The following is a 7520-nucleotide window of genomic DNA, read 5'->3' on the forward strand; positions in this document are numbered from 1 at the left end:
ACCGGATGGCTGCCATGACGCACCGCAGGAAGCTGCCAACCTAGGGAGCCAGCCCAGCCGCACGTTCTGATGCCCGCCAGCGATCAGCCCGAGCAACAGCATCCTTTGTATGCCAGTGATCGGGAGCTGGTGGATTCTCTGCTGGCCACCGAGAAGCCTGCTGATGCACAGCTGGTGGATCTTGGCCGGTTGCTGATGCGCTACGCCGGCTTCCCTGGCGCACTCGATCTTCAAGACGATCTGCAGAAAACCCTGCGCCTCTGGGGCCTCAGCCACGCCGAATTGAACCAGCGCTGCCGCGCCATCTGGGCCGCTGGCTACCGCCCTGGTGTTGACGCCCAAGAGCAAGCCGTGGGCTCGGGCTTTGACACCGCCGATCAAGACAGCCCCTGACCCGCAGTTTTCTGCTACATCAGCCCCAGCTGATGCCTCCTCATGGCCGCTGTTTCATCCTGGCCCGCGCTGCTGGAGCAGCTGTTGCAGGGGGAGTCGCTGCGGGCCGAACAGGCCACGGCCCTGATGCAGGCGTGGCTGGCTGAGGAGCTCGAGCCGGTGCTCACTGGGGCTCTGCTCGTCGGCCTGCGGGCCAAGGGGGTGAATGGTGAGGAGCTGGCGGCGATGGCTCAGGTGCTGCGTGAGGCCTGCCCGCTGCCAGGGCCCAGACCGGAGTTGCCCCTTGTTGACACCTGCGGCACTGGTGGTGATGGTGCCAACACGTTCAACATCTCCACCGCTGTGGCCTTCGTGTCCGCCGCCTGCGGGGCACACGTGGCCAAGCACGGCAACCGCAGCGCCAGTGGCAAGGTGGGTTCGGCTGATGTGCTCGAAGCCGTTGGCTTGAATCTCAAGGCGCCGGCGGAGCAGGTGATCGCCGCACTCGAGCCAGCTGGCGTCACCTTCCTTTTCGCTCCCGGTTGGCATCCGGCCCTGGTGGGGCTGGCGCCGCTGCGCCGTGCTCTTGGCGTGCGCACGGTGTTCAACCTGTTGGGGCCGCTGGTGAATCCGCTGCGGCCCGATACTCAGGTGCTCGGGGTGGGAGCGGCGGATCTGCTCGATCCGATGGCTGATGCTTTGGCACGCCTGGGGCTGCAGCGCGCCGTGGTGGTGCATGGCCATGGCGGCCTGGATGAGGCATCTCTCTCAGGCCCAAGCGAGCTGCGGTTGGTGGAGGCCGGCTCGGTGCGGGCTGAAACGATCACACCGGCGTCGGTGGGTCTGGCGGAGGCGCCCATGCAGGCCCTGACCGGTGGTGAGCTGGCAGACAACCAGGTGATTCTTGAGGCGGTGCTGCAAGGCCGGGGTACGGCGGCTCAGCGCGATGTGGTGGCTCTCAACGCCGCCTTGGTGCTGTGGGCTTCCGGCTGCGCTGAATCCGTGGCGGCGGCTGTGCCGCAGGCCCTCGAGGCCATGGCCAACGGCGCTGCGTGGCAGCGGCTGGAGCGGCTGCGTTCAGCTCTCGCGGCTCCCCTGGCTTGATCCCTCTGAAGGGGATGATGGGGCCATGACCACAGCCCCTTCCTCCTCTCCCGCTCTGCTGGTGCTGGCCGATGGCCTGGTGCTGCGCGGTGAAGCTTTCGGCGCCAGTGGCACCGCCGTGGGTGAGGTGGTGTTCAACACCGGCATGAGCGGTTATCAGGAGGTGATGACCGACCCCAGCTATTCCGGTCAACTGGTGACGTTCACCTATCCGGAGCTGGGAAACACCGGTGTGAACAGCGCGGATCAGGAGGCGGATGCTCCCCATGTGCGCGGTGTGATCGCGCGGGAGCTGGCACCGACCGCCAGCAACTGGCGCAGCGAAATCAGCCTCGAGGCCTGGTTGCAGCGCCACAATGTGGTGGGCATCCGCGGCATCGACACCCGGGCGCTGGTGCGTCATCTGCGTGAGGGCGGGGCGATCAACGGGGCCATCAGCAGCGATGGCAGCACCCCCCAACAGCTGCTGGAGCAGGTGCGCTCCGCCCCCTCCATGGCTGGCCTCAACCTGGCCCAGGCCGTAACCACCTCCGCTCCCTACACCTGGAGCAGCCTCTGCCCCGCCGCGTTCGACCAGCGCCAGCAGAGCAATCCCTCCACCCCTTACAAGGTGGTGGCGATCGATTTCGGGATCAAGCGCGCCATCCTCGAGCGCCTCGCTGCCCATGGCTGCAACATCACCGTTCTGCCGGCGGATGCGTCCCTGGAGCAGGTGCTGGCGCTTCAACCTGAGGGGGTGTTCCTCTCCAACGGCCCTGGAGACCCTTCCGCGGTGACCTCCGGCATCGAGCTCGCCAACGGATTGCTGCAGCAGAACAACCTGCCGGTGTTCGGCATCTGCCTGGGCCACCAGATTCTTGGCCTGGCCATGGGCGGTAGTACCTACAAGTTGGGTTACGGCCACCGCGGTCTTAACCATCCCTGCGGTAGCCCCGGTTTGGTGGAGATCACCAGCCAGAACCACGGCTTCGCCATCGATGCCGCCTCGCTGCCCGCGGATGCGGTGGAGGTGACCCACTTCAATCTCAACGACCGAACGGTGGCGGCTCTGGCCCATCGCCACAAACCGGTGTTCGGCGTGCAGTACCACCCGGAGGCCAGCCCCGGCCCCCACGACGCGGATCATCACTTCGGACGCTTTGCGGCCCTGATGGCCGAACGGCGGAGCTGATCGGCTGGGGCCCCGGCATTGCCCATCAATGCAGCTTTGTTGCGGTCCTGCCCGTTCCGATAACCGTCACTACACTGCAGGCGCCCCAAACGTCAGAGGTCAGGAGCCATCACTGATCTGCAGCGATTGACCGTGTCTCTGCGCGGTGGCTTTCAGCAGCAGGACGGCTGTCTGCTGTTCAGCTTCACCGGCCAGCTGGACGCCTATTCCGAGAAGCAATTTCTTGCTTTCATCACCGAGCACCTCACCAGCACGCCGCAACCGCTGGTGATCGATCTGAGCAAGATCGATTTCATCGATTCCTCCGGACTCGGTGCCCTGGTGCAGATGGCGAAGCTCTGCAATGACCAGGCCATGCAATTCCTGGTGGTGGGCAATGCCCGTGTCGTGCAGACGGTGAAACTGGTGAGACTTGAGCAGTTCCTCCATCTCCAGCCTGACCTCGACACCGCCCTCGGATCCATCGCTGCCTGATTGGCTCGCGGCCATCCCGGCCGCTTCGATCACGTCAGATCTTGGTCCGCTGCAGCTGGCCTGGCTTGGCGATGCCGTGTGGGAGTTGCATCACCGCCTTCGCCACTGCCGCAAGCCGGGCCGAAGTGGCGCCTTGCACCAAGCAGTGGTGGCCGAAGTGCGCGCTGATGCACAGGCGGCAGCCCTGGCGGTGCTGGAGCGCGATGGCCTACTGACGCCGGAGGAGCTAGAGCTGGTACGGAAAGGCCGCAACCGTGCCGGCCGTGGACCCCGCAAAGGTGAGGCCGGAATTTATGGCCGGGCAACGGGGTTTGAGACAATGGTTGGCTGGCTCTTTCTTCAAGACCCCAGCCGCCTTGCCCAGCTGCTGGCACACCTCGAGAACGCCGACCCGATAACCCCTTTGCCCGCTGAAGCATGAGCCCCCGTTTTGATCGCCGCAGGGACCAGGGCCAGGGATCGGGGGCGGCAGGATCGCGCCCTGCACGTCCAGGTCGTCCTGATGCGCGGGGTGGTTCGCGCCGCCCGTTTGCGCCCCGTGGGGAGTGGCGTCCTGAGCGTGGCGAGGGCGGTGATCGCCCCAGTCGCCCGGAGCGCGGCGATCGCCCCAGTTTTGGCCGCCGGCCGGAGCGGGGTGAGCGCTCTGAACGCTTTGGGGATCGCGATCGCGCGCGCCCTGAGCGTCGCTTTGATGGTGCCCGCCGCCCAGGCGGCGATCGGCCTCGCTTTGAGCGCCCGGGTGCTGATCGCTGGAGCGCTGAGCGCTCCGGCAGCGATCGCAGCAGTTTTGACCGCAGCTCTTCCGATCGCGCCGGTTCTGATCGTTCCGGCGCTGAGCGCCGAAATGGGGAGTTCCGCCCCCGTTTTGATGGTGCCCGCGGCAGCGGTAGCCGCACTGAGCGCCGGCCGGGGCGTCCCCAGGGCCAGGGCCGCTTTGGTGCGCGCCCTTCCTTCCAGGATCGCCGCTCTGATCGCCGCCCTCTGCGGGGTGAGCGCGATCAGCCAGCCGATTCCCGCCCGCTGATTGTGGATGCCCCCAGCGGTGAATCCGAGCGTTTTAATGCAGGCCCGGCCGACGATCTGATCTGGGGGCGCCATGCTGCCCAAGCGGCTCTTGAGAGCGATCGCCCAATCCATCGCATCTGGTGCACACCGGAGATGCGCTTCCAGCCCCGCTTCATGCAACTACTGCGTGAAGCGAAAGCTGGCGGCGTGCTGGTGGAGGAGGTCACCTGGGCGCGCCTCGGTCAGCTCACCGATGGAGCTGTGCATCAGGGCATCGTGCTTCAGGCTGCTGCCGCCGACACCCTTGATCTGGGCAGTCTCATTGATGGCTGCCGCACCATCGGTGAGCCGCCGTTGCTGATGGCGCTGGATGGGGTCACCGACCCCCACAACCTCGGTGCGATTGTGCGCAGCGCTGAAGCACTCGGCGCCCATGGTCTGGTGCTGCCGCAGCGCCGCAGCGCAGGGCTCACCGGGTCGGTGGCCAAAGTTGCCGCCGGCGCTCTTGAGCATCTGCCCGTGGCGCGGGTGGTGAACCTCAATCGCTCCCTGGAAACCCTCAAAGAAGAGGGCTACCGCGTGATCGGTCTTGCTGGCGAAGCCGGTGTGGCCCTGAGCGAGGCCGATCTCGATGGTCCCCTTGTGATCGTGACCGGCTCGGAAGGCTCTGGCCTCTCGATGCTCACCCGCAAGCATTGCGATCAGCTGGTGCGGATTCCGCTGCGGGGTGCCACCCCGAGCCTCAACGCCTCGGTGGCGACCGCGATGGTGCTCTACGAGGTGGCTCGCCGCGGCTGGATGAAGCACATCACTGGCTCCGCACCGGCGCCCCGCATTGTGCGTCCTCAGATTCCTTCGACACCTCTGGCCACCACGGCGACTGCTGCTGCTGCTGTTGCTGACGCCCCAACCCGCGATGTGGAAGACATGGACGAGCTCGATGCCTTCAGCCCCGAGGAGACGCAAGCCGCACAGCAGGTTGTCGACCAGGTGGTGAGCGAGCTCACCGGCGACCACAGCGCCCCTGAGTTCGACGCCCCTGATGCCAGCTCGGAGCCCCAGCCCGACCTCGTGCTGACCCTGGCGCCCGGCGCCGCCGACGGCTTCTCTGGCGATATCAAGCTCTGATGGCTGCGTTTGCCGCTTTCACGGCCACAATGAATCCACTTCCCACCGCCCCATGACCACCCTGTTCCAGCCCCTGCGCAGCGTTGCCAATGGGCTTGGTCTGGCCTGGTGGGCGCGGGTGGAGACGCGTCAGCCCGATGTCACCTACTGGTTCGGGCCCTATGTGCGGCGCAGCAGCCTGGAGGAGGCTCTGCCTCCCTTCCTGGCTGACCTGCGCAGTGAGGGAGCCGTTGAGCTAAGCCACGCGCTGCTGCGCACCCGCCGCAGCGAGCCTTTCACCATCAGTGCCGACTGATAGCGTCGGGCCCAGGATTTGCAGCAGGGTTGATGGGGATCGCCGAGTGGCGCGAGCAGCTCAAGCGCGGCGAGGTGTCCGCCCGCGAGTTCACCGATCAGCACCTCAGCCGCATTGAGGCGGTCGAGTCCAGCATCAACGCCTACACCGAGGTGACCGCCGATCGGGCCCGTGCCGACGCCGACCGCATCGATGCTGCCCGTGCCGCGGGTGCGGAGCTGCCGCCCCTGGCCGGGGTGCCCCTAGCGATTAAGGACAACCTCTGCACCCGTGGAGTGCGCACCACCTGTTCCAGTCGCATGCTGGAGAACTTCGTGCCTCCCTATGAATCCACCGTTACCTCCAGGCTCTGGGGAGCTGGTGCGGTGCTCCTGGGGAAGACGAACCTCGATGAATTCGCCATGGGCAGCTCCACCGAGACGTCGGTGTTCGGGCCCAGCCGCAACCCCTGGAACATCGAGAAGGTGCCAGGCGGCAGCTCCGGCGGCAGCGCCGCCGCCGTGGCCGCTGGTGAATGCGTGGGGTCTCTCGGCTCCGACACCGGTGGCTCGATCCGTCAGCCCGCAGCGTTTTGCGGTGTTGTGGGCCTCAAGCCCACCTATGGCCGCGTCAGCCGCTATGGCCTGGTGGCCTTCGCGAGCTCGCTCGATCAGGTGGGCCCCTTCGCCAACACTGTGGCCGATGCAGCTGAGTTGCTGCAGGTGATCGCCGGTGAGGATCCGCGTGATTCCACCTGTCTCAAGGCCCCGGTGCCTGATTACACCGCTGCTTTGCAACAGCCAGTGGCGGGCCTGAAGGTGGGCATCGTGCGCGAGTGTTTCGAGGCCGAGGGACTCGACCCGGAGGTGAAGGCCTCGGTGATGGCCGCCGCTGCCCAGCTGGAGGCGTTGGGCTGTGAGCTGGTGGATGTGAGCTGCCCCCGTTTCAACGACGGCATCGCCACTTACTACGTGATCGCCCCCTCGGAGGCTTCGGCCAACCTTGCCCGCTACGACGGTGTGAAGTATGGCTACCGCGCCACCTTTGACGATCCTTCCTCCGCCAGCCTGGCCGCGATGACATCGCGCAGCCGCGCTGAAGGCTTCGGCGATGAGGTGAAGCGCCGCATCCTGATCGGTACCTACGCCCTCTCAGCCGGTTACGTGGATGCGTACTACAAGAAGGCCCAGCAGGTGCGCACCCTGATTCGCCGCGATTTCGATCGAGCCTTTGGGTCGGTGGATGTGCTGCTCACGCCCACCTCTCCCACCACTGCCTTCGGCTTCGGCGCCCACAGCGAGGATCCCCTCGCGATGTACCTCGCCGACCTGCTCACCATCCCCGCCAACATGGCCGGTCTGCCCGCCATCAGCCTGCCCTGTGGCTTTGATGGCGCTGGCCTTCCGATCGGTTTGCAATTGATCACAGGCGTGCTGCAGGAAGAGCGGTTGCTGCAGGTGGCGTGGCACTACGAGCAGGCCGCCCGCGTGATGCAGAGCCGTCCGGCTGCTGCCCTAGTGCCCTAACGCCACAGCTGGCGTTTGCTGCCGGTGAAGCCGCTGCTCAGGCCCTGAATCTGGTGGTGGACCCTTAGCCTGGTGCTACTGCTTCAACCCTGCGGCACCGCCTGTGGCTTTCGTTCCGCTTCACAACCACAGCGACTACAGCCTTCTCGATGGGGCCAGTCAGCTGCCGGCAATGGTGAAGCGGGCTGAGGAGCTCGGGATGCCGGCTCTGGCTCTCACCGATCACGGTGTGATGTATGGCGCCATTGAGCTGCTCAAGTTGTGCAAGGGCACCTCGGTGAAGCCGATCATCGGTAACGAGATGTATGTCATCAACGGCTCCCTTGATGACCCCAACCCCCCCAAGAAGGAGCGCCGATACCACCTGGTGGTGCTGGCCAAGAACGCGGTGGGCTACCGCAATCTGGTGAAGCTCACCAGCATCAGCCACCTGCGCGGCATGCGCGGCCGGGGCATCTTCGCCCGG

The 7520-nt window shown here is 66.1% G+C and carries 9 protein-coding genes; all 9 read left to right on the top strand.

What is annotated here, in order from left to right; translation table 11 throughout:
- The first annotated feature begins 69 nt into the window (after positions 1 to 69).
- Positions 70 to 393, top strand: coding sequence for a DUF3288 family protein (locus ACIQ2E_RS10585; protein WP_296447680.1), 324 nt, complete (start codon positions 70 to 72; stop codon positions 391 to 393).
- A 42-nt stretch (positions 394 to 435) separates the two neighbouring features.
- A complete protein-coding gene (gene trpD, locus ACIQ2E_RS10590) occupies positions 436 to 1476 on the top strand; it encodes an anthranilate phosphoribosyltransferase (protein ID WP_398330023.1) in 1041 nt (346 codons plus the stop codon).
- A 25-nt stretch (positions 1477 to 1501) separates the two neighbouring features.
- On the top strand, positions 1502 to 2647 hold the full coding sequence (gene carA, locus ACIQ2E_RS10595) for a glutamine-hydrolyzing carbamoyl-phosphate synthase small subunit (protein WP_398330026.1): 1146 nt from the start codon (positions 1502 to 1504) through the stop codon (positions 2645 to 2647).
- Between the two features lie 126 nt (positions 2648 to 2773).
- Positions 2774 to 3121, top strand: a complete 348-nt coding sequence (locus ACIQ2E_RS10600) for an STAS domain-containing protein (protein ID WP_296366612.1) — start codon at positions 2774 to 2776, stop codon at positions 3119 to 3121.
- Positions 3114 to 3542, top strand: coding sequence for a ribonuclease III domain-containing protein (locus ACIQ2E_RS10605; protein ID WP_398330043.1), 429 nt, complete (start codon positions 3114 to 3116; stop codon positions 3540 to 3542). Before ACIQ2E_RS10600 ends, ACIQ2E_RS10605 begins: the two co-directional genes overlap by 8 nt.
- A complete protein-coding gene (gene rlmB / locus ACIQ2E_RS10610; RefSeq protein WP_398330031.1) occupies positions 3539 to 5254 on the top strand; it encodes a 23S rRNA (guanosine(2251)-2'-O)-methyltransferase RlmB in 1716 nt (571 codons plus the stop codon). Before ACIQ2E_RS10605 ends, rlmB begins: the two co-directional genes overlap by 4 nt.
- Positions 5255 to 5306: 52 nt before the next feature.
- Positions 5307 to 5549 carry a DUF1816 domain-containing protein gene (locus ACIQ2E_RS10615; protein ID WP_398330034.1) on the top strand — a complete coding sequence of 81 codons (243 nt, stop codon included), beginning with the start codon at positions 5307 to 5309 and terminating at the stop codon, positions 5547 to 5549.
- A gap of 32 nt (positions 5550 to 5581) precedes the next feature.
- Complete coding sequence (gene gatA, locus ACIQ2E_RS10620) at positions 5582 to 7054, top strand: Asp-tRNA(Asn)/Glu-tRNA(Gln) amidotransferase subunit GatA (protein ID WP_398330037.1); 1473 nt, start codon at positions 5582 to 5584, stop codon at positions 7052 to 7054.
- A gap of 103 nt (positions 7055 to 7157) precedes the next feature.
- On the top strand, positions 7158 to 7520 hold a 363-nt coding region (locus ACIQ2E_RS10625), incomplete at its 3' end, for a PHP domain-containing protein (RefSeq protein ID WP_398330040.1).

This window comes from Vulcanococcus sp. (assembly GCF_044369115.1).
In the GTDB taxonomy this organism is placed as follows: domain Bacteria; phylum Cyanobacteriota; class Cyanobacteriia; order PCC-6307; family Cyanobiaceae; genus Vulcanococcus.

What these genes read in the sequence shown, in the direction of transcription:
- ACIQ2E_RS10585 (WP_296447680.1), top strand. Translation starts at nt 70, where the DNA reads ATGCCCGCCAGCGATCAGCCCGAGCAACAGCATCCTTTGTATGCCAGT.
- trpD (WP_398330023.1), top strand. Translation starts at nt 436, where the DNA reads ATGGCCGCTGTTTCATCCTGGCCCGCGCTGCTGGAGCAGCTGTTGCAG.
- carA (WP_398330026.1), top strand. Translation starts at nt 1,502, where the DNA reads ATGACCACAGCCCCTTCCTCCTCTCCCGCTCTGCTGGTGCTGGCCGAT.
- rlmB (WP_398330031.1), top strand. Translation starts at nt 3,539, where the DNA reads ATGAGCCCCCGTTTTGATCGCCGCAGGGACCAGGGCCAGGGATCGGGG.
- ACIQ2E_RS10615 (WP_398330034.1), top strand. Translation starts at nt 5,307, where the DNA reads ATGACCACCCTGTTCCAGCCCCTGCGCAGCGTTGCCAATGGGCTTGGT.
- gatA (WP_398330037.1), top strand. Translation starts at nt 5,582, where the DNA reads ATGGGGATCGCCGAGTGGCGCGAGCAGCTCAAGCGCGGCGAGGTGTCC.